The sequence below is a fragment of the Gryllotalpicola daejeonensis genome (genome assembly GCF_039538145.1).
Lineage (GTDB): Bacteria > Actinomycetota > Actinomycetes > Actinomycetales > Microbacteriaceae > Gryllotalpicola > Gryllotalpicola daejeonensis.
The window spans coordinates 680,471-700,335 of sequence record NZ_BAABBV010000002.1 but is presented as its reverse complement, the minus strand read 5'-3'; the positions used below and the strand labels follow the sequence as shown (position 1 = coordinate 700,335).

Below are 19,865 nucleotides of genomic sequence, written 5' to 3'. Positions count from 1 at the left end.
CGTCGCGACCGTCAGCGCAGCGTGGCGAGCGTGTCGACGATGCGCGCGAACACCTGCTCATCGACCGCGACAGACGCCTGGCGCAGCGCGATGACCGCCGCGCCGACCACGCCGTCGGCGACGACGCGCACCTCGCGGGGCAGGCCGCCCGAGGTGCGCGCGTCGCCGATCCGAGCGACGAGCTCGTCGTGCTGGGCCACTGTGCCGCCGCCCAGCACGACGGGCCCGTCAACCTGTGCGTCGTCGACGGTTGCGAGCGTGTGCGCGAGAGCGTCTGCGGCGTCGCGCACGATCCGCGCGGCAACGGCATCGCCGGCTCGGGCGGCGTCGAAGGCGAGCCGTGCGAACTGCGCGAGCTGCACGGGGCGCAGGGCGTAGAGCGTCTCGACGAGGTGCTGCAGCACCGCCGGCCGGCCCTGGTAGAGCGTGTCGTCGGCGGTGAGTCCGAGCTCGGCGAGCAGCAGCTCGGTGAGCGCTGTCTGCGGGCCGCGCCGGTCGAGGTCGGTCACGGCGGCGCGGGCGACCCGCTCGCCGATCCAGAACCCTGAGCCCTCGTCGCCGAGCAGCCAGCCGAGGCCGTCGGCGGTGCAGGCGACCTCGCCGCCCTCGACGCGCACGGCGGTCGCGCCGGTTCCCGCGACGAGCGCGTAGCCGTCGAGGCGCCAGGTGCCCGAGCAGAACGTCGCGAGCAGGTCAGGGGCGAACGCCACGGGCGCACTCACGCCCAGTGGCGCGAGCTCTGCGGCGAACAGCTCGGTGCCCGAGAGCGCGCTCGCGCCCGCCATCGCGAGCAGAACGGATGCCACGCGCGGGCCGCTCTCGCCACCGGCGGCATTCGCCTGCCGCAGTGCCTGGCCGGCCGCCTCCGCGACGGAGCGCGCTGCAAGCGCGGGCCCCGCCGAGATGGGGTTGCCGCTCGCCGAACGGCCGTAGCCGTGGCATCCCCCATACTCATCCACCGCGACGCAGCGCGTACTCGTGCCGCCCGCATCGACGGCGAGGAAGAGCCTCAACATCCGTTACTCAGTCGTGACATTCGGTGATTGCCCCCGTAACAGGCCTGCGAATAGTTTTCATGGAAACACGTCAACGGTGACATGGATTTTCAATGACGGGACGTCAATGACAGAACTCGCGGCACCATCGAAGCACAGCGCAGACGGATTCGGCGTCAGCAGCCGGATCCAGGCTGCGCTGCCGGAGATGTCCGCGGCCATGGCGAAGATCGGCGCCCTGCTGCTGGAGAATCCGGCTGCTCCGCTCGAGCTCTCGATCACCGAGCTCGCGGAGCGGGCGGGCACGTCGCCCGCCACGGTCACCCGCTTCTGCCGCCTGATCGGCTACGCCGGCTACCCGCCGCTGCGGGTCGGCGCGGCCGCAGACCTGGGGCGCTCGAGCGCCGCGACCTGGCAGTCCGACATCGGCCGCGCCTTCGACCCGGCCGACAGCGCCCTCGAGGTGCTGACCGCCCTGGTCAGCTCGCACACCGCGGCGCTGCAGTCGACCGCCACGCAGCTTGACCACGCGGCGGCCGAGCGCGCCGCCGCCGCGATCGCCGGCAGTGGCCATGTCGACATCTACGGCATCGGCGGGAGCGCGGGGATCGCCACCGAGCTGCAGGCACGGCTCTACCGCATCGGGCTCAACGCGCACGTGTGGAGCGAGGTGCACGAGGGGCTCACGAGCGCTGCCATCCAGGGCCCGGGCGCCGTGGCCGTCGGCATCTCGAACACCGGCCGCACCGGCGAGATGATCGAGATGCTCTCGCTCGCCCGGTCGACGGGAGCGTTCGCGGTGGCGATCACCGGCAACCCCGAGTCTCCGCTGGCATCCGTCGCCGATGTGCACCTGACCGCCTACGCGCCCGACGCCTACCTGCAGCCCGACGACCTGTCGGCCAAGCATGCCCAGCTTCTCGCGATCGACCTGCTCTATCTGCTGGTCGCGCAGCAGGACTTCTCTCGCACCACGACGACGCTCGCGGCCTCCGCCGCGGCCGTCGCCCCGCACCGGCGCTCTCTGCGATCGAAAGGACGAACCACCGCATGACAGATGCTTCGAGCGGCCTCGCGGCCGAATTCCACCGGCAGGTGAGCGAGCGCATCGACGCGCTCGACACCGCGGCGCGCGCCGGCGCGCTGGACGCCGCCATCGCGCTGCTCGCCACGTCGCTGCAGAACGGCGGCGTGCTGCAGGCCTTCGGGACCGGCCACTCGCAGGCCTTCGCGATGGAGATCGCGGGGCGGGCGGGCGGCCTGATCCCGACGCACTCGCTCGCGCTGCGCGACCTCGTGCTGCTCGGCAAGCGGCCGCTCGAGGCGCTGCACGGCGGCACGATCGAACGCGACGAGACCGTCGTCGACGACCTGTGGTCGCTGTACGACTTCCGCCCGGAAGACGTCTTCCTGATCGCCTCGAACTCGGGCGTCAACGGGTCGATCGTCGGGCTCGCGCTCAAGGCGAAGGAAGAGGGGCACGCGGTCATCGCGGTCACGAGCCTCGCCCACACGAACGCCGTCACGCCGAAGCATCCGAGCGGCAAGCGGCTGTCGGAGGTCGCCGATGTCGTCATCGACAACCTCGCCCCGTATGGCGACACGACCCTTGAGCTGCCGGGCGGGCTCGGCGTCGGTGCCGTGTCGTCGATCACCGCTGCGTACATCGCGCAGCTGCTCACGATCGGCGCCGCCGAGCGGGTGCAGGCGGCCGGCGAGGTGCCGCCCCTGTTCATCTCGGCCAACATCCCGGAGGGCGACGAGCACAACCGTGCCCTGCAGGAGAAGTTCGGCGACCGCATCGGCCACCTCGCATGACCATCAACCCCACGAAGAACCAGAACAACCCAAGAGTGAAAGGCAGCACTGATGTCTGAAGAACCAGGCCGGCTGAATCGCCGCACCTTCGTCCGCGGCGCACTGGCCACCGCAGTGTTCCTGCCGCTGGCCGGAACGCTCGCCTCCTGCGCCGCACCGAGCGGCGGTGGCGGCGGCTCCACGTCGGGAAAGAAGTCGGACAAGAATCCGTTCGGCCTCTCCGACACCGCGTCCGTCGAAGCCGTCATCTTCAACGGCGGCTACGGCTACGACTACGTGACCTATGCGGCGAAGCAGGTCAAGAAGCAGTTCTCGAAGGTCGACATCAAGGTCAGCCCCTCGACGCAGATCGCGCAGCAGCTGCAGCCCCGCTTCGTCGGCGGCAACCCGCCGGACCTCATCGACAACTCGGGTGCGAACAACATCGGCTTCAACACGATCGCCGACCAGCTCGAGACACTCGACGACGTCTTCGAGGCCGACAACTACGAGGGCACGAAGATCGCCGACACCCTCTACCCGGCCGTCAAGGACCCCGGAACGTTCTCGGGCAAGTTCGTCGCCCTGAACTACGTCATGACGGTTTACGGCATGTGGTACTCGGCGTCGCTCTACGAGGAGAACGGCTGGACCCCGCCGAAGACGTGGGACGAGGCGCTCGACCTCGGCGCCAAGGCCAAGGCTGCGGGCAAGTACCTGTTCGTCTGGGGCAAGGAGGCGGCGACCTACTACCTCACGATGGCGCTCGACTCCGCCATCAAGGAGGGCGGCCCCCAGGTGCGCATCGACCTCGAGAACCTGAAGCCGAAGGCGTGGTCCGCCCCCGAGATCCAGAGCGTTTTCAAGGCGCTCGAGACCGCGGTCAAGAGCGGCTACTTCGTTCCGGGTGGCGCGGGAACCCAGTTCACCGCGGCCCAGGCGAAGTGGAGCAACGACCAGCAGGCGATCCTCTACCCCTCGGGCGGCTGGATCGAGAACGAGATGAAGAAGGCCACCAAGGACGGCTTCAAGATGACGGGCGCGCCGACGCCGACCGTCACCAGCAGCTCGAAGCTTCCCTATGAGGCGCTGCGCTCCGCCGCCGGTGAGCCGTTCATCGTGCCGAAGCAGGGCAAGAGCCCGGCGGGCGGCAAGGAGATCCTGCGGGCGATGCTCTCGAAGGACGCGGCGACCAACTTCTCGAAGACGCGCCTCGCGCCGACGATCGTCAAGGGCCTCGTTCCCGACGACGGCTTCGGTTCGACCGCGCTGGTGTCGCAGACGAAGATGCTGGATGCTGCAGGCGACAACGTCTTCAACTACCAGTTCCTCGACTTCTACGGCATGAACCAGGACCAGCTGGTGGTCTGGAACTCGTTCCTCTCGGGGCAGACGGACGCCGCCGGCCTCACCAAGGGAATGCAGGACATCAGCGACAAGGTCGCCGCGTCCTCCGTCCCCAAGCTGAAGGTGAACAGCTGAGCATGACAACCACCACGACGACGCCGGGCGGCGGGGTCACCCCCTCCGCCCGGCGTCGCCGGCCCCGGCCGAGCTGGAACCGGATCAGCTTCATGCTGGTCTTCCTCGTGCTGCCCCTCGCGATCTTCGTGATCTTCGTGGTCTCGCCGTTCGTGCAGGCGCTGTACTACTCGATGACCGACTGGACCGGCTTCTCGCCCAACATGAACTTCGTCGGCCTCACGAACTTCGTGAACCTGTTCCAGGACACGACGTTCCTCAAGGCGCTGCGCAACAATGCGCTGCTCGCGGTCGTCGTGCCCTTCGTCACGATCGTGCTGGCGCTGCTGATCGCGATCGTCGTCACCGTCGGCGGCCCGAGCCGCGGCACGATCCGCGGCGTCCGCGGTGCGGGCTTCTACCGCGTCATCTCGTTCTTCCCCTACTGCGTTCCCGCCATCGTGATCGGCCTGATCTGGGCGCAGGTCTACGACCCGGCCGCCGGTCTGCTGAACGGATTCCTCACCGCCATCGGCCTCGACGGATTCAAGAACTTCGCGTGGCTCGGCGTCGTCGCCACGGCGATGCCCGCCTCGATGTGGGTGATCATCTGGAGCTTCGTCGGCTTCTACACCGTGCTCTTCGTCGCGGCGATCAAGGGCGTGCCCGCCGAGCTGCTCGAGGCGGCCCGCATCGACGGCGCCGGCCGGTTCCGCACCGCGATCTCGGTGACGATCCCGATGATCCGCGACAACGTGCAGACCGCCTACATCTATCTCGGCATCGCCGCCCTCGACGCGTTCGTCTACATGCAGGCGCTGAACCCCGGCGGCGGGCCGAACAACACGACGCTCACCATGAGCCAGGAGCTCTTCAATGTCGCCTTCCGCAAGGGGCAGTTCGGCTACGCCACCGCGATGGGCGTCGTGCTCGCACTCGTGACCCTGCTGTTCGCCGCGATCGTGTTCACGGTGAACCGCCTCACCGGCGGCGGTGACGACTCGCGGCGCTCGTCCCGCGTCGCCCCTGCCGCGGCCCCCGCCCCTGCGGCGGCGGCACCGACGGCCGCGGCGGCCCCGATTCAGAAGGGCGGTATCTGATGACCGCGACCACGACGGCCGAGCCGTCCATCACGACGCGGCTGCGGCTCAGCACCACTCGCGCCAATCGCGGCGATGCGGCTGTGGCATCCGTCTCTCATGTCCTGCTCGTGATCTGGTCGATCCTCGTGATCGTCCCGTTCCTGTGGGTGCTGCTGTCGTCCTTCAAGACGACGAAAGAGATCCTGTCGTCCCCGTTCTCGCTGCCCGCGCACTGGCAGTTCGACAACTACGTGCACGCCTGGACTGATGCCGGCATCGGGCGGTTCTTCCTCAACACGATCATCGTGGTGGGCTTCGCCCTGGTCCTCGTCATGCTGCTCGGCGCGATGTGCGCCTACGTGCTGGCGCGGTTCCAGTTCCCCGGCCGCCGCGTCATCTACTACGCGATGCTCGCGGGGCTGACCTTCCCGCCGTTCCTCGCGATCGTGCCGCTGTTCTTCATCCTGCGCAACGCTGGGCTGCTCAACACGCTGCCCGGTCTGATCCTCACGTATGTGGCCTTCGCCCTGCCGTTCACCGTGTTCTTCCTCTTCTCGTTCTTCAAGTCGCTTCCAGAGGACGTCTATGAGGCGGCGCTGATCGACGGCGCGGGGGACTGGCGCGCGTTCTTCCAGGTGATGCTGCCGATGGCGCGCCCGGGCCTCGCCTCCGTCGCGATCTTCAACTTCCTCGGCCTGTGGAATCAGTTCCTGTTGCCGGTGGCGTTGAACTCCGACCAGAGCAAGTACGTGCTGACGCAGGCCATGGCGTCGTTCGCATCGCAGGCCGGCTACGCGGTCGACTTCGGTGCGCTGTTCGCGGCGGTCGTCATGACGGTGATCCCCGTGCTGATCGTCTACGTCGTGTTCCAGCGCACGCTCGAAGGGTCGGTCTCGACCGGCACCTTCCGCTGAGCCGGCGAGCCAGCGAGGGCAGAGGAAGCGCAGCAGCGGTAGCGCGCGTGTGCGGCGTTCGTAACGCACCCGCAATCGTCGACCCTGATGATGGCGAGAGAGGCGGCCGACGCAGCGAGAGGGTGAGCATGACGGATTCCAGCGACATCCTGATCATCGGCGGCGGCATCGCCGGTCTCTCGCTCGCGGCCGCGCTCGGCGACCGCGCCTCCGTGCGGCTGCTCGAGCAGGAGCAGGGGCTCGCCCACCACACGAGCTCGCGCTCGGCCAGGCAGATGCAGCCGAGCTACGGACCCGAGCCGGTGCGCGTGCTGACCGAGGTGTCGATCGGGCTTGTGCGCGAGATCGAGGCCAGGCTGGGCGCGCCGCTGCTGCGCCCGAGGCCCCTGTACTGGCTCGCGCTCGACGACGCCGTCGACCTCGAGCCGCTCCGGGCAGCCATTCCGGGGTTGCGCAGAGTGGCGGCCGCTGAGCCCGGGTCGCGGCTGCCGATTCTGCGCGCGGAGCGCGTGAGGGATGCCCTGCTCGACCCGCTCGCGCAGGAGGTCGACGTGCCCCGGCTGCTCGACTGGTACGCGGGCGAGGCGCGGCGCGCAGGCACCGAGATCGTGACGGATGCCCGCGTGTCGGCACTCACCCGCCACGGCGAGCTGTGGACGGCCACGGTCGGCGACGGCCCGGACGCCCGAACTTTCTCGGCCCCGATCGTGGTGAACGCCGCCGGCGCCTGGGCCGACCAGGTCGCCGCGCTCGCTGGCGTCGGCCCCGCGGGCCTCGTGCCGCTGCGCCGCACGGTGGCGCTCGCGCGTCTCGATGCGGCCATCGACCCGGACTGGCCGATGGTCAATGACGCAGGCGGGTCCCTCTATTTCCGGCCGGACGGCGACCGGCTGCTCTCGTCGGCGCTGGAGGACACCCCGGCCGAGCCGCACGACGCGCAGCCGCTGCCCGAGGTGGTGGCGCGCGTCACCGAGCGTCTCGCCGCGGTCGTCACGCCCCGCGTCGAGTTCGAGAGGGCGTGGACGGGGTTGCGCACCGGTGCTCCGGACGGCGTGCCTGTCGTCGGCTTCGACAGCGAGGTGCCCGGGTTCTACTGGCTCGCGGGGCAGAGCGGCTATGGCATCCAGACCTCCGCGGCCTTCGGCGCGCTCGCCGCGGCGGACCTGCTCGACCTGCCGCTCGACGCCGCGGTCGCGGCGGGCGGCGCGGCCGTCGCGCCGTCGGCAGCAGCCGCCGCCTTCGGCGCGCTGGCGCCGGGCCGCTTCGGCGACGCCGCGCTGCGCGGCTCGGCGGCCTGAAGCACGGCAGACTGGGGGAGTGCGCCTCGTCATCGCCCCCGACTCATTCAAGGGCTCGCTGACCGCCGGCGACGCCGCGCAGGCGATCCGCGACGGCTGGCTGTCGGTGCGGCCCGCCGACGAGGTGGTGCTCGCGCCGATGGCGGATGGCGGCGAGGGCAGCCTGGATGCCTTCGAAGCCGCCGTTCCTGGCGCACGCCGCGAACCGGTCATGGCCGTCGGCCCCGACGACCGGCCGGTGCTCACCCACTGGCTGAAGCTGCCCCCGACGGCCGAGCTGCCCGGTGGCACCGGTGTCGTGGAGCTCGCCGCGACGAGCGGGCTTCCCCTTATGCGCGACGGCCTGCGGCCGTTCGACGCGCACACTTTCGGCCTCGGCCAGGCGATCACCGCCGCATTGACGCTCGGCGTCTCGCGCCTCTTGATCGCGGTCGGCGGCAGCGCGTCGACCGATGGGGGAGTCGGCGCCCTCACGGCGATGGGAGCGCGATTGACGGATGCCTCAGGCGCCCCCGTCTCGTACGGGAATCTCGGGGCGGGGAAGGTCGCGCGGGTCTCGTTCGATGAGGTGGCGCCCCTGCCGCCCGCCGGCGCCGTCGTGCTGACCGATGTCGACAACCCGCTGCTCGGTCCGCGCGGCGCGGCGGCCGTGTTCGGGCCGCAGAAGGGCGCGTCCTCCGACGCCGCCGTGCGCGCGCTCGAGGCGAACCTTGCGCACTTCGCGTCGGTGGTTCCCGACGGCCGGCGGCTTGCCGAGACGCCGGGCGCCGGCGCCGCGGGCGGCGTCGCGTTCGGCCTCCTCGCGTGGGGTGCGATCATCTCGCCGGGTGCTCCGGCGGTGGCGTCAGCCCTCGGCCTCGCCGACACGATCGCCGGCGCCGACCTCGTGATCACCGGCGAGGGGCGCTTCGACGGGCAGTCCGAAGCGGGCAAGGCACCGACGCACGTTGCAGGCCTCGCGCGCACCGCCGGTGTGCCGACTGCTCTCGTGGCGGGCGCGGTCGAGGCATCCGTCGCACAGTTCTCGGCGGCCGCGTCGCTCACGGAACTCGCCGGATCGACGGCGGCAGCCCTCGCAGAGCCCGCGCGCTGGGCGTTCGAAGCCGGCGCAGCGCTCGCGCGCCGTGTGTGAGTCGGGCTGCACGCGTGTGAGCCGGGCGGGATGCGTGCGAGCCGGGCTGTACGCGTGTGACGCGAAAGGGGGCAGACCCGAAGATCTGCCCCCTCATCGGCGGAATTATCCCCAGGTGTGGAGTGCCTGAGGATATCTCACCTGAGTTCACTCAGCGTTAGCCGCGCGTAGCCTCGCCGTTCAGCACGGCATCCGCGTAGCGGCGGTACTGCTGTGCGATCTCGGGGCGGAAGTCCGGCTCGGGCGTCGCCGCGGTCGAGACCGCCCACGACGGGCGCGAGCCGGTCAGCGCCCAGGCGGCCTGCACCGCCCCGCCGTCGGCGACGTACTCGCCCGGCTCGGGGATGACGACCGGCGCATCGAACACCTGCGCTGCGACGGCCTGCACCGCCGGGTTCTGGGCCGCGCCGCCGATCAGCAGCACGCGGCCGACCTCGACCCCGACTCCGCGCACGGCGTCGAGACCGGCGCCGAGGCCCGAGAGCATGCCCTCAATGGACGCGCGCGCGATGTTCTCGCGGGTGGTCGAGGCGATCGACAGGCCGTGCAGGCTCGCCTTCGCCTCGGGCAGGTTCGGCGTGCGCTCGCCCTCGAAGTAGGGCACGAGCACGACTCCGTCGCTGACCGGCTGCGCGGCCAGCGCCAGCTCGGCGAGCTCGTCGAAGTCGACGCCCAGCAGTTTCGAGGTGGACACGAGCACGCGCGCCGCATTCAGCGTTACGACGATGGGCAGGTAGTGGCCGGATGCGTCGGCGAAGCCGGCGACCGTGCCGGTGGCGTCGGCGCTCGGCTGGTCGGCGACGGCGAACACCGTGCCGCTCGTGCCGAGCGAGACGACGACATCGCCGGAGGCCGCGCCGAGGCCAAGGGCCGCACCGGCGTTGTCGCCTGCGCCGGGGCCGACGAGCACGCCGGCCGGCGTCTTCCCTGCGGCCTCGCCGGGGCCGAGCACGCGCGGCAGCACCACATCGCGGCGTCCGAGTGCGCGCTCGAGCAGGTCGAGGTCGTAGTCATTCGTGAACGGCGACCAGTAGGCGGTGCCCGAGGCGTCCGAGCGGTCGGTCGTCAGAGCGTCGAGGACGGGGCCGAGCGGCGATTCGCCCTCGGGGCCGTAGCCGAGCAGGCGCCAGGTCAGCCAGTCGTGCGGCAGGGCGACGGCCGCGACGCGCGCCGCGTTCTCGGGCTCGTTGTCGGCGAGCCAGCGCAGCTTGGTGGCGGTGAACGAGGCGACGGGCACGAGACCCGCGCGCTTCGCATAGGCATCCGCCCCGACCTCGTCGGTGAGCGCGGCGGCTGCGCCCGCCGAGCGCGTGTCGTTCCACAGCAGAGCCGGGCGGATGACGCGCCCCTCTGCGTCGAGCACGACCATGCCGTGCTGCTGGCCGGCGATCGAGATGGCGGCGACGTCGTCGATGCCGCCGGCCGCGGCGATGGCCTCGCCGAGCGCGGCCCACCAGGCCGCGGGGTCGACCTCGGTGCCGTCGGGGTGGGAGGCGCGGCCGCTGCGTACCAGCGCACCGGTCTCGAGGTCGCGGATGACGACCTTGCAGGACTGCGTCGACGAGTCGACGCCGGCGACCAGAGTCATGTGGTTTCCCTTATTACGTGAGAGCTATTACGTGAGAGCGCTGTGGCGCGTGGAGATATGGAACGAGGGGGCGGGGCCGGAAGCCCCGCCCCCTCGAGCGAATGAACTGCTTAGCCGCGAGCGCCGAGCAGGTGCTCGGTCGCGAGCGCCTGCAGACGGACGAAGCCGAAGCCCTTGCCGCCGAGGTAGGCGTTGGCGTCGAAGTCCTCCCACGTGCTGCGGTCGGCCTTGAGGGTGTCGATCGTCTCGCCCGGGTTGAGGGTGCTCTGCTCGAGCTCGAAGACCTTGGCGGCCTCGAGGGCCTCCTGGACCTCGGGGTCGGCGCGGAAGGCCGCGGCGCGCTCCTTGAGGAGCAGGTAGTTGCGCATGTTGGCCTTAGCCGACTCCCAGACGCCGTTCTCGTCCTCGGTGCGGCTCGGCTTGTAGTCGAAGTGACGGGGGCCGGTGTAGGCCTGGCCGCCGTTGACGCCGCCGTTCTCAAGCAGGTCGACGAGGGCGAACGCGTTGTGCAGGTCGCCGTGGCCGAAGACCAGGTCCTGGTCGTACTTGATGCCGCGCTGGCCGTTCAGGTCGATGTGGAACAGCTTGCCGTGGTACAGCGCCTGGGCGATGCCCGAGGTGAAGTTCAGACCGGCCATCTGCTCGTGGCCGACCTCGGGGTTGAGGCCGACGAGCTCGGGGTGCTCGAGCGAGTCGATGAAGGCGATCGCGTGGCCGAGCGTCGGCAGCAGGATGTCGCCGCGGGGCTCGTTCGGCTTCGGCTCGATCGCGAACTTGATGTCCCAGCCCTGCGAGAGGACGTAGTCGCCGAGGAAGTTGGCTGCCTCGCGGTAGCGCTCGAGCGCGGCCTGGATGTTCTTCGCCGAGTCGTACTCGGCGCCCTCGCGGCCGCCCCACATGACGAAGGTCTTGGCGCCGAGCTCGACGCCGAGCTCGAGCTGGCGGATGATCTTGCGCAGCGTGTAGCGACGCACGGCGCGGTCGTTCGAGGTGACGCCGCCGTCCTTGAAGACCGGGGCCGAGAAGGTGTTGGTCGTGACCATCGGGACGATCAGGCCGGTCTCGGCGAGCGCCTTCTTGAGGCGCTCGATGTAGGCGTCGCGCTCGGAGTCGCTCGAGCCGAACGGGAACAGGTCGTCGTCGTGGAACGTCAGACCGTACGCGCCGATCTCGGCGAGCTTCTCAACGACGTGCTCGATCTCGAGGTGGTTGCGGGTCGGGCCGCCGAACGGGTCGGTGCCGTTGTAGTTGACGGTCCACAGACCGAACGAGAACTTGTCCTCGCGGGTGGGGGTGAGAGTCATGGTGTTTGTCCTTCAACTTCCATGGTGAGACGGACGGTTTGAGTTTGTTGTTGCGATAAACATATCGCGGATCGAGCCGAAGTTCCACCGAGGGTGACCTCGTAGTCGCCTGCGAATCCCCGCAGGCGGAAGCGCCCCTCCGCATCCGTGTGGACGGCTGTCTCGCCCAGCCACCACTCGCCCTTGATGAGGTCGTGCAGTGCGTGGTACCCCGGCTTCGTCGAGCCGTCAGCCCGGAGGAGCCCGATCGGCGCACCGAGCCAGGCCCCGGCATCCGTCACACCCCAATAGGTGATCGACGCAACCTGCGGGTGCGACACCAGTGAGCGGTAATGACGCGCCAGCTCGTCGGCCTGACGCGCCTCGCCCTCAGGGGTCGACGGCCACGAGGGGATCCGGTAGTCGTTCAGGTCGACGATCTCGGGCGGCATCAGGTGCCCCGAGACGAGCGAGTTCTCGGTGAGGTGCAGCGGCAGACCGTAGCGCGCGAAGCGGTCGACCATCGCCAGCATCGTGTCCTCGCCCCAGTACCCCTGGTGCATGTGCGTCTGCAGGCCGATCGCGTCGATCTGGATGCCGGCCTCGAGCACGCCCTCGATCAGGCACTCGTACGCGCTCGACAGGTCGAAGTCGTTGATGAGCAGCGTCGCGCGCGGGTTCGTCGCCCGCGCCTCTTCGAACGCCATGCGGATCATCGGGATGCGTCCCTTGGCTCGCGCGAGCGGCGTGATCGCGTTGTCCCCGTTCTCGAACACGGGCATGATGACGGCCTCGTTGATGGCATCCCAGGTGTCGATGAGCCCGGCGAAGTCGGCGACGTCGCGCCGGATGCGCTCGCGCTGCAGGCGCTCGACCTCCTCCAGCGGCCGGCCGAGCAGCCAGTGGGGCTGCACCGTGTGCCACACGAGCGGGTGCCCCTTGAGCGAGATGCCACGCTCGCGCAGGAAGCGCGCCGTGGCCAGCAGCTGCTCGGTGGCGGGCTCGCCCTCGCGCGGCTCGAAGCGCCCCCAGTAGAACGGCAGCGTCGCCCAGTTGAAGAGCTCGCTGTACCGGTCGGCCAGCTCGGCGTCGCCCGGCTTCCCGTGGCCGCCCGCGAGGCCGATGAAGTCGAACCCGATGTTGCCGAACGCGAAGGCGTGTCGCGTCTGCGAGATGGTGACGTCGGTGTCGGCGAGCGGATGCCCGGCCGAGTCGGTCAAGGTGACGATCGCCTCGCCGATCCGGTGGTCGGGCTGGGTGGCGCGGCAGGATGCGAGCTGCATCGGCGGGGGTGACTCCTTGTCGGTGATGGGTGCGGCGTGGCTCTCAGGCGGCCGGCGGCGGAGCGGTCGACTCGCGGATGACGAGCTCGGAGCGCAGGTGCTCGTGCCTGGTGCCGGATTCCTGCCCGTTGAGCTGCTCCACCAGCATCCGCAACGCCGTCGCACCCATCTGCCGCAGCGGCTGCGCGATCGTGGTGAGGCGTGGAGCGGTGGCCGTCGATTCGGGGATGTCGTCGAAGCCGACGATCGACAGCTCACGGGGCACGTCGATGCCGAGCTCGCGCGCAGCGTCGAGGGCGCCGAGCGCCGAGAGGTCGTTGGCGGCGAAGATCGCGGTCGGGCGCTCGGTGCGGTCGAGCAGGTCGATCGCGCTGGTGCGCCCGACCTCCCTGCGGTAGTCGCCGTCGAGCACGAGCGAGGGGTCGAACGGAATGCCGGCCTTCTCGAGGCAGCGGCGGTAGCCCTCTTCTCGGCGGTAAGACGACTCGAGATCCACGCGGCCGCGCAGGTGCGCGATGCGGCGGTGGCCCAGCGAGATCAGGTGCTCGACGGCGGCGCGCGCCCCTCCGACGTTGTCGGCATCGACGGTCGAGGGGCCGCCGCGCCCCGTGTGCGGGTCGATCGCGACGACGGGAATGGGGGTGTCTGCGGTCACAGCCGTCGGCGTCACGAGGATGGCGCCGTCGATCAGGGTGCCCGCGAGGCGCGAGAGCGAGCGGCGCTCCCACCCGATGGGCGGCGCCTGATCGACCCAGCCGGAGTGCGCAAGCAGTTCATAGCCCGTGCCGTGAGCTGCGGCGCCGATGCCCTTGAGCAGTTCCGCGGAGTACGGCTCGAACTCGGTGACGAGCACGCCGATCACGTTGGTGCGGCTGCGGCGCAGGCTGCTTGCGATGAGCGAGGTCTCGTAGCCGAGCTCGTTGACGACCGCCATGACCTTCTCGACGGTGGAGGGGGCGACGCCGTAGCGGGCGTTGACCACCTTGGACACCGTGGCGACCGAGACTCCGGCTGCGCGTGCGACGTCGGTTATCGTCACCCGTCCGAGGACAGGGGGGACGCCGGCATCCACGCTCATGGTGAACAAGGTAGCGCAGCCTGAGAGTCGCTCACAGCAAGTGCGACTACGTATATAAAACGTTATCGACATCGTTTTGCATTTCGTGTCGAGATCGCGGATGCTTTTAGCCGCGGTCACAACAAATTCTGCACTGCCGTAATCCGAGCGGCTCTCGCAGTCCGCAAAATCACCACAGCGTCAAAGACGACAACACAAGGAGTGTTTCCACGATGATGAGGAAAGCAACGGGCGCGGCGGTCGTCGCGCTCGGTCTGGGCGTCGCCCTGGCCGCCACCGGCTGCGCCGGCTCTGGCAGCGACAACAGCAGCGGTTCGTCCTCGGACGGCAAGGTCACGCTGACCCTTTGGGACAACTCGACCACCGGCCCCGGCCAGAAGTTCTTCGCCGACGCGGCTGCCGCCTACCACAAGGCGCACCCGAACGTGACCATCAAGGTCCAGTCGATCCAGAACGAGGACCTGGACGGTAAGCTGCAGACCGCCCTCAACTCCAACTCCGCGCCGGATATCTTCCTGCAGCGCGGCGGCGGCAAGATGAAGGCCATGGTCGACGCCGGCCAGATCCAGGCGCTCAACCTCTCGTCGGCTGCCAAGGCCAACGCGGGCGACGCGGCTCTCGCCGGTGAGTCGATCGACGGCAAGGTCTACGCCGTGCCGTTCGACTTCCTTCCGGAGGGTATCTACTACAGCAAGGACCTCTTCCAGCAGGCCGGCATCACCCAGACGCCGACCACCATCGACGAGCTCGAGGCCGACGTCAAGAAGCTGCAGGCCTCTGGCACCGACGCGATCGCCGTCGGCGCGAAGGACGCATGGCCGGCCGCACACTGGTACTACAACTTCGCCCTGCGCGAGTGCAGCCAGAAGGTGCTGAACCAGTCCGCCAAGGACCTGAAGTTCGACAACAAGTGCTGGACCAAGGCCGGCGACGACCTCGCGTCGTTCCTCAAGATCAACCCGTTCAACAAGGGCTTCCTGACCACCTCCGCTCAGCAGGGTGCGGGCTCGTCGGCCGGTCTGGTCGCGAACCACAAGGCCGCCATGGAGCTCATGGGCGGCTGGGACCCGGGCGTGATGGCCGGTCTGACCGCTGACCAGAAGGTGCCCGCCGACCTCGGCTGGTTCCCCTTCCCCGCGGTCGACGGCGGCAAGGGCGCCCCGAGCGCGCTGCTCGGCGGCATCGACGGCTACTCGGTCTCGAAGAACGCGCCCAAGGAGGCGACCGACTTCCTCGAGTTCCTGATCACCACCGACGAGCAAAAGGCCTACGCGACGGCGTTCAACTCGATCCCCGTCAACAAGGACGCGCAGTCGGTCGTCACCGACTCGTACAACGTGTCGGCGCTTGAGGCCTTCAACAAGGCCGACTACGCCTCGCAGTACCTCGACACGCTGTACGGCCAGAACGTCGGCAACGCGATGAACACGGCTGTCGTCAACCTGCTCGCGGGCAAGGGCAGCGCCGCTGACATCGTCAAGGACACCAACGACGCCGCTGCGAAGGGCTGAGTAGTAACACCATGAGCAACACCACCCTGGGTACTGACACGGTCGCAGACCGTCAGTCGCAGGGCTCCGTCGAGGTCGGGGGCGCAGCAGCGTCCCCGGCCTCGCCGCGGGCGGCGAAGCGTCGCTCCGGCCGGGGCCGCATGCGCCTTGAGATCGCCGTCCTTTCGGGTCCCGCGATCATCATCTTCCTGGCGTTCGTGATCTTCCCGGTCGCGCTCGCTGCCTACTACGGCTTCTTCCGGTGGCACGGCTACGGCCCCGCCACGGACTTCGTCGGCTTGAACAACTACAAGCTGATCCTCACCGACCCCGCCTTCCAGCAGGTGCTGTGGCACAACCTGCTGATCGTCGTGCTGTCCCTGGTCATCCAGGGGCCCCTGTCTATCATCCTCGCGCTCCTGCTGAACCAGAAGATCAGGGGCCGCGGCCTGATCCGCGTGCTGATCTTCGTTCCCTACGTCATCTCCGAGGTCATCGTCGGCACCGGCTGGAGCCTGATGCTTCAGAGCAACGGCGCCATGAACGACTTCCTGCACACGATCGGCCTCGGCGGCCTCGCTGCCGACTGGCTCTCGAACCCCAGCATCGCCATCTGGTCGCTGATGGGGATCATCTCGTGGAAGTACATCGGCTTCGCGGTCATCCTGATGCTGGCCGGCCTGCAGTCGATCCCCGAGGAGCTGTTCGAGGCCGCGCAGATCGACGGCGCCTCCTACTGGCAGATCCAGCGCCGCATCACGCTGCCGCTTCTGGGCCCGACCATCCGCATCTGGGCGTTCCTGTCGATCATCGGCTCGCTGCAGCTGTTCGACCTGGTCTACATCATCTGGGGGCAGTACATCGCCTCCACCGCCGGCACCTCGACCATGGCGACCTACATGGTCGCCCAGGGCCGCATGGCCGGCAACTACGGCTATGGCAGCGCCGTCGCCGTCGTCATGTTCCTGATCTCGCTGATCATCGCGCTGGTCTACCAGCGCTTCGTCCTGCGCCGCGACCTTCAGGGCGCCGTTACCGATGGAGGCAAGTGATGAGCGCCACGACCGCTGCTGCGACCACGGCCACCGCGCCCGCGAAGACGAGCAAGAAGCACCCCGCGCAGCGCGGTGAGACGCCGCAGAAGTGGGGGAATCCCTTCACCTACTTCATCGCCCTGCTCTTCATCGCGGTGACCCTCGCCCCCGTGCTCTACATCGTGCTGGGCGGCTTCCGCACGAACTCGCAGATCACGACGAGCCCGGCCGGCGTGCCGAACCCGTGGGTGTTCAGCAACTACCTCGACGTGCTCAAGTCGTCGACGTTCTGGGGCGAGTTCGCCAACTCGATGATCGTCGCGGTCGTCACGACGGCCGGCGTCGTCGTGCTCGGCGTGATGGTGAGCTTCGTGCTCGCGCGCTACGAGTTCAAGGCGAAGGGCGCGATCTACTCGCTGTTCGCCGCGGGCCTGATGTTCCCGCTGGTCATCGCGATCACGCCGCTGTACATCATCATCAAGGACCTCGGCCTCGTGGACAATCTCATGGGCGTCGCGATCCCGCAGATCGCCTTCGGCCTGCCGACCACCGTCATCATCCTGGTGCCGTTCCTGCGCGCCATCCCGAAGGAGATCGAGGAGGCTGCGTCGATCGACGGCGCGAGCCGGCTCGGGTTCTTCTGGCGCATGGTGATCCCGCTGTCGCTGCCCGGTGTCGTCACCGTCGCGATCCTCGCCTTCATCGGCGCGTGGAACAACTACGTGCTGCCGCTGTACATCCTGAACTCGTCGGGAAACTTCACCCTGCCGCTCGGCGTGCAGGCCTTCTCGTCACAGTATTCTCAGGACACGGCAAAGGTGCTCGCGTTCACGTCACTCTCGATGCTTCCTGCGCTGATCTTCTTCTCGATCTTCCAGAAGCGCATCGTCGGGGGACTGACGGGCGCAGTAAAGGGCTAGACCATGACCACCACCGAAGGCGGCGCTCCCGCCGCGATGCCCCGTGTCTCCGAACGGGTCGCAGCGCTGCACGCGCAGATGACCCTCGACGAGAAGCTCGCTCAGCTCGTCGGCTACTGGCTGGACCAGAACGGCGTCGTCGCTCCCATGCAGAGCGAGATGTCGGCCGGCCAGAAGGGTGGCGAGCAGCTCTCCGAGATCACGAAGGACGGCCTCGGGCAGTACACCCGCGTGTACGGCACGCGGCCGGTGGAGCCTGCGGAGCGCGCGGCGTGGCTCTGGAACGAGCAGCGCCGCCTCAAGCGCGAGACGCGCCTCGGCATCCCGGCGCTCGTGCACGAGGAGTGCCTCACCGGCCTCGCCGCGTGGCAGGCCGCGACGTTCCCGACGCCGCTGGCGTGGGGCGCCTCCTTCGACCCTGAGCTCGTCGAGCAGGTCGGCCGAGTGATCGGCGACTCGATGAAGCAGCTCGGAATCCACCAGGGGCTCGCGCCCGTGCTCGACGTCATCGCCGACCCGCGCTGGGGTCGCGTCGACGAGTGCATCGGCGAGGACCCGTATCTGGTCGGCACGGTCGGCACCGCCTACGTGAAGGGGCTGCAGTCGGCGGGCATCCACGCGACTCTCAAGCACTTCGTGGGCTACTCGAACTCGCGCGCGGGCCGCAACCACGCGCCGGTCTATGCCGGCCAGCGTGAGATCGCCGACACCTATCTGCCGCCGTTCGAGATGGCGATCGCCGATGGCGGCGCCAAGTCCGTCATGAACGCGTATGTCGACGTGGACGGCGTGCCGATGGCCGCCAACACGCCGCTGCTGACGGATGTCTTGCACGACCGCCTCGGATTCGACGGTGTCGTCGTCGCGGACTATTTCGCGGTCGCCTTCCTCGAGGTCATGCACGCGATCGCGAAGGACCGCGGCCAGGCCGCAGCCCTCGCGCTCGAGGCCGGCATCGACGTCGAGCTGCCGACCGGCGACGCCTATCTCGAGCCGCTCGCCGCACGCATCCGCGCAGGCGAGTTCGACGAGGCCTACGTCGACCGAGCCGTGCTGCGCGTACTGCGGCAGAAGGAGGAGCTCGGCCTGCTCGAGCCCGACGTCTACGAGGACGAGCCGCCGACCGAGATCGACCTCGACTCGCCTGAGCACCGGCGCCTCGCGCGCAAGCTCGCCGAGGAGTCGATCGTGCTGCTCGCCAACGACGGTACGCTGCCGCTCGCAGACGGCCCTGCACGCTCGAAGATCGCGGTGATCGGCCCGAACGCCCACCGCGCCGAGGCGCTGCAGGGCTGCTACTCGTTCGCGAACCACGTGCTCGCGCACCACCCCGAGTACCCTCTCGGATTCGAGATCCCCACCGTGTTCGACGCGCTTCCGCAGGCGTTCGAGGGCGCGGGGCTCGAGGTGCCCGAGTTCGTGTTCGCCGCCGGCTCCGACAACGAGAGCGACGACACGTCGGGCTTCGCCGAGGCGACGGATGCCGCGAGCGGCGCCGACCTCGCCATCGTGGTCGTCGGCGACCAGGCCGGGCTGTTCGGCCGCGGCACGGTCGGCGAGGGCAACGACTCCGAGTCGCTCGAGCTGCCCGGCGTGCAGCGCCAGCTGGTCGAGGCGGTCGTCGCGACCGGCACCCCCACCGTGCTCGTGCTGCTCACCGGCCGCCCCTACGCCGTGGCGTGGGCTTTCGATGGCGAGGCGAAGCCGGCGGCGGTGCTGCAGGCGTTCTTCCCCGGCGAGGGCGGCGGTCTCGCGATCGCCGACGTGATCACCGGTGCGGCGAACCCCTCCGGGCGCCTGCCGGTCTCGCTGCCGCGGTCGACCGGTGCGCAGCCGTACACCTACCGCCACCCGATCCTGGGCGGCCCGTCCGACGTCACCTCGACCGACTCGACGCCGCTGCGCCCGTTCGGCTACGGTCTCGGCTACACGACCTTCGCGTACGACGGGCTCGAGGTGCAGGCATCCGTCGCCGCCGGAGGCACGTTCGAGGCATCCGTCACGGTCACGAACACGGGTGACCGCGACGGCGCCGACGTCGTGCAGCTCTACGGCCGGGACGTGCTCGGTACGATCGTGCGCCCCGTGGAGCAGCTCGTGGGCTACGCCCGCGTCGAGCTCGCGGCGGGGGAGTCGAAGCGCGTGACGTTCACCGTGCCGACGACGCGCTTCGCCTTCACGGACCGCAACCTGACCAAGATCGTCGAGCCGGGCGACATCGAGCTGTGGGTCGGCGCGCACGCCGGCATCCGCCCCGTGAAGGACGCCGCTGTCGAGGATTCGACGGGCGGCGCCATCGTCAACGACAAGAAGGCCGCCGTGCGCGACCTCGGTGGCGCCTCGACGCCGCGCCAGGTCGCCCAGATCACCGGCGCGCCCTACCCCGTGACGGTCGCCGACCCGCGCGTGGTGGCCGTCGCGATCGCCTAGCCGCACCGCCCGAGGGGCGAGTTCAGGTCCCCGGAGCCCAGCTCCGGGAGGCCGAGCTCGCCCCTCCGGTCGTTTAAGGG

The 19,865-nt window shown here is 69.5% G+C and carries 16 protein-coding genes; 11 read left to right on the top strand and 5 right to left on the bottom strand.

The annotated features are described in order from the left end of the window. Positions 1-11: 11 nt before the first annotated feature. On the bottom strand, positions 12-1,016 hold the full coding sequence (locus ABD736_RS16105; protein WP_344792897.1) for an N-acetylglucosamine kinase: 1,005 nt from the start codon (positions 1,014-1,016) through the stop codon (positions 12-14). Positions 1,017-1,122: 106 nt separating this feature from the next. On the opposite strand from ABD736_RS16105, the gene ABD736_RS16100 reads away from it, so the two are divergent. The 7 genes from ABD736_RS16100 (at position 1,123) to ABD736_RS16070 (ending at position 8,679) form a co-directional block, all read left to right on the top strand. After that, positions 1,123-2,049, top strand: coding sequence for a MurR/RpiR family transcriptional regulator (locus ABD736_RS16100; protein ID WP_344792896.1), 927 nt, complete (start codon positions 1,123-1,125; stop codon positions 2,047-2,049). Then, the gene (locus ABD736_RS16095) at positions 2,046-2,813 is read left to right on the top strand and encodes a sugar isomerase domain-containing protein (RefSeq protein WP_344792895.1); all 768 of its coding nucleotides are present in this window, start codon (positions 2,046-2,048) and stop codon (positions 2,811-2,813) included. Before ABD736_RS16100 ends, ABD736_RS16095 begins: the two co-directional genes overlap by 4 nt. Before the next feature lie 51 nt (positions 2,814-2,864). Beyond that, the gene (ngcE, locus tag ABD736_RS16090; RefSeq protein WP_344792894.1) at positions 2,865-4,274 is read left to right on the top strand and encodes an N-acetylglucosamine/diacetylchitobiose ABC transporter substrate-binding protein; all 1,410 of its coding nucleotides are present in this window, start codon (positions 2,865-2,867) and stop codon (positions 4,272-4,274) included. Positions 4,275-4,276: 2 nt separating this feature from the next. Further along, the gene (locus ABD736_RS16085; protein WP_344792893.1) at positions 4,277-5,353 is read left to right on the top strand and encodes a carbohydrate ABC transporter permease; all 1,077 of its coding nucleotides are present in this window, start codon (positions 4,277-4,279) and stop codon (positions 5,351-5,353) included. Further along, a complete protein-coding gene (locus ABD736_RS16080; RefSeq protein ID WP_344792892.1) occupies positions 5,353-6,249 on the top strand; it encodes a carbohydrate ABC transporter permease in 897 nt (298 codons plus the stop codon). The genes ABD736_RS16085 and ABD736_RS16080 overlap by 1 nt, the downstream gene beginning before the upstream one ends. A 128-nt stretch (positions 6,250-6,377) precedes the next feature. Beyond that, positions 6,378-7,547 (top strand): NAD(P)/FAD-dependent oxidoreductase, encoded by a 1,170-nt coding sequence (locus ABD736_RS16075; protein WP_344792891.1) that lies wholly within the window; start codon positions 6,378-6,380, stop codon positions 7,545-7,547. Positions 7,548-7,566: 19 nt separating this feature from the next. Further along, on the top strand, positions 7,567-8,679 hold the full coding sequence (locus ABD736_RS16070) for a glycerate kinase (RefSeq protein WP_344792890.1): 1,113 nt from the start codon (positions 7,567-7,569) through the stop codon (positions 8,677-8,679). Positions 8,680-8,836: 157 nt separating this feature from the next. Here the strand turns inward: ABD736_RS16070 and xylB are convergent, their stop codons facing one another. From xylB to ABD736_RS16050, 4 genes are all read right to left on the bottom strand, one after another. Continuing rightward, positions 8,837-10,267 carry a xylulokinase gene (gene xylB, locus ABD736_RS16065; RefSeq protein ID WP_344792889.1) on the bottom strand — a complete coding sequence of 477 codons (1,431 nt, stop codon included), beginning with the start codon at positions 10,265-10,267 and terminating at the stop codon, positions 8,837-8,839. A 110-nt stretch (positions 10,268-10,377) separates the two neighbouring features. Continuing rightward, positions 10,378-11,571, bottom strand: coding sequence for a xylose isomerase (gene xylA / locus ABD736_RS16060; RefSeq protein WP_344792888.1), 1,194 nt, complete (start codon positions 11,569-11,571; stop codon positions 10,378-10,380). Then, the gene (locus ABD736_RS16055) at positions 11,568-12,833 is read right to left on the bottom strand and encodes an endo-1,4-beta-xylanase (protein ID WP_344792887.1); all 1,266 of its coding nucleotides are present in this window, start codon (positions 12,831-12,833) and stop codon (positions 11,568-11,570) included. The genes xylA and ABD736_RS16055 overlap by 4 nt, the downstream gene beginning before the upstream one ends. Positions 12,834-12,876: 43 nt before the next feature. Further along, complete coding sequence (locus ABD736_RS16050; protein ID WP_344792886.1) at positions 12,877-13,872, bottom strand: LacI family DNA-binding transcriptional regulator; 996 nt, start codon at positions 13,870-13,872, stop codon at positions 12,877-12,879. A 251-nt stretch (positions 13,873-14,123) separates the two neighbouring features. Between ABD736_RS16050 and ABD736_RS16045 the strand changes: the two genes are divergently transcribed. From ABD736_RS16045 to ABD736_RS16030, 4 genes are read left to right on the top strand one after another with little or no spacing between them, the layout of a single operon-like run. Next, on the top strand, positions 14,124-15,422 hold the full coding sequence (locus ABD736_RS16045) for an ABC transporter substrate-binding protein (protein WP_344792885.1): 1,299 nt from the start codon (positions 14,124-14,126) through the stop codon (positions 15,420-15,422). Positions 15,423-15,433: 11 nt separating this feature from the next. After that, a complete protein-coding gene (locus ABD736_RS16040; protein WP_425555038.1) occupies positions 15,434-16,453 on the top strand; it encodes a carbohydrate ABC transporter permease in 1,020 nt (339 codons plus the stop codon). Beyond that, positions 16,453-17,355 carry a carbohydrate ABC transporter permease gene (locus ABD736_RS16035; RefSeq protein WP_344792884.1) on the top strand — a complete coding sequence of 301 codons (903 nt, stop codon included), beginning with the start codon at positions 16,453-16,455 and terminating at the stop codon, positions 17,353-17,355. The genes ABD736_RS16040 and ABD736_RS16035 overlap by 1 nt, the downstream gene beginning before the upstream one ends. Positions 17,356-17,358: 3 nt before the next feature. Then, the gene (locus tag ABD736_RS16030; RefSeq protein ID WP_344792883.1) at positions 17,359-19,785 is read left to right on the top strand and encodes a beta-xylosidase/alpha-l-arabinosidase; all 2,427 of its coding nucleotides are present in this window, start codon (positions 17,359-17,361) and stop codon (positions 19,783-19,785) included. The last annotated feature ends 80 nt before the right edge of the window (positions 19,786-19,865 follow it).

What these genes read in the sequence shown, in the direction of transcription:
- ABD736_RS16105 (WP_344792897.1), bottom strand. Translation starts at nt 1,016, where the DNA reads ATGTTGAGGCTCTTCCTCGCCGTCGATGCGGGCGGCACGAGTACGCGC.
- ABD736_RS16100 (WP_344792896.1), top strand. Translation starts at nt 1,123, where the DNA reads ATGACAGAACTCGCGGCACCATCGAAGCACAGCGCAGACGGATTCGGC.
- ABD736_RS16095 (WP_344792895.1), top strand. Translation starts at nt 2,046, where the DNA reads ATGACAGATGCTTCGAGCGGCCTCGCGGCCGAATTCCACCGGCAGGTG.
- ngcE (WP_344792894.1), top strand. Translation starts at nt 2,865, where the DNA reads ATGTCTGAAGAACCAGGCCGGCTGAATCGCCGCACCTTCGTCCGCGGC.
- ABD736_RS16085 (WP_344792893.1), top strand. Translation starts at nt 4,277, where the DNA reads ATGACAACCACCACGACGACGCCGGGCGGCGGGGTCACCCCCTCCGCC.
- ABD736_RS16080 (WP_344792892.1), top strand. Translation starts at nt 5,353, where the DNA reads ATGACCGCGACCACGACGGCCGAGCCGTCCATCACGACGCGGCTGCGG.
- ABD736_RS16075 (WP_344792891.1), top strand. Translation starts at nt 6,378, where the DNA reads ATGACGGATTCCAGCGACATCCTGATCATCGGCGGCGGCATCGCCGGT.
- xylB (WP_344792889.1), bottom strand. Translation starts at nt 10,267, where the DNA reads ATGACTCTGGTCGCCGGCGTCGACTCGTCGACGCAGTCCTGCAAGGTC.
- xylA (WP_344792888.1), bottom strand. Translation starts at nt 11,571, where the DNA reads ATGACTCTCACCCCCACCCGCGAGGACAAGTTCTCGTTCGGTCTGTGG.
- ABD736_RS16055 (WP_344792887.1), bottom strand. Translation starts at nt 12,833, where the DNA reads ATGCAGCTCGCATCCTGCCGCGCCACCCAGCCCGACCACCGGATCGGC.
- ABD736_RS16045 (WP_344792885.1), top strand. Translation starts at nt 14,124, where the DNA reads ATGATGAGGAAAGCAACGGGCGCGGCGGTCGTCGCGCTCGGTCTGGGC.
- ABD736_RS16040 (WP_425555038.1), top strand. Translation starts at nt 15,434, where the DNA reads ATGAGCAACACCACCCTGGGTACTGACACGGTCGCAGACCGTCAGTCG.
- ABD736_RS16035 (WP_344792884.1), top strand. Translation starts at nt 16,453, where the DNA reads ATGAGCGCCACGACCGCTGCTGCGACCACGGCCACCGCGCCCGCGAAG.
- ABD736_RS16030 (WP_344792883.1), top strand. Translation starts at nt 17,359, where the DNA reads ATGACCACCACCGAAGGCGGCGCTCCCGCCGCGATGCCCCGTGTCTCC.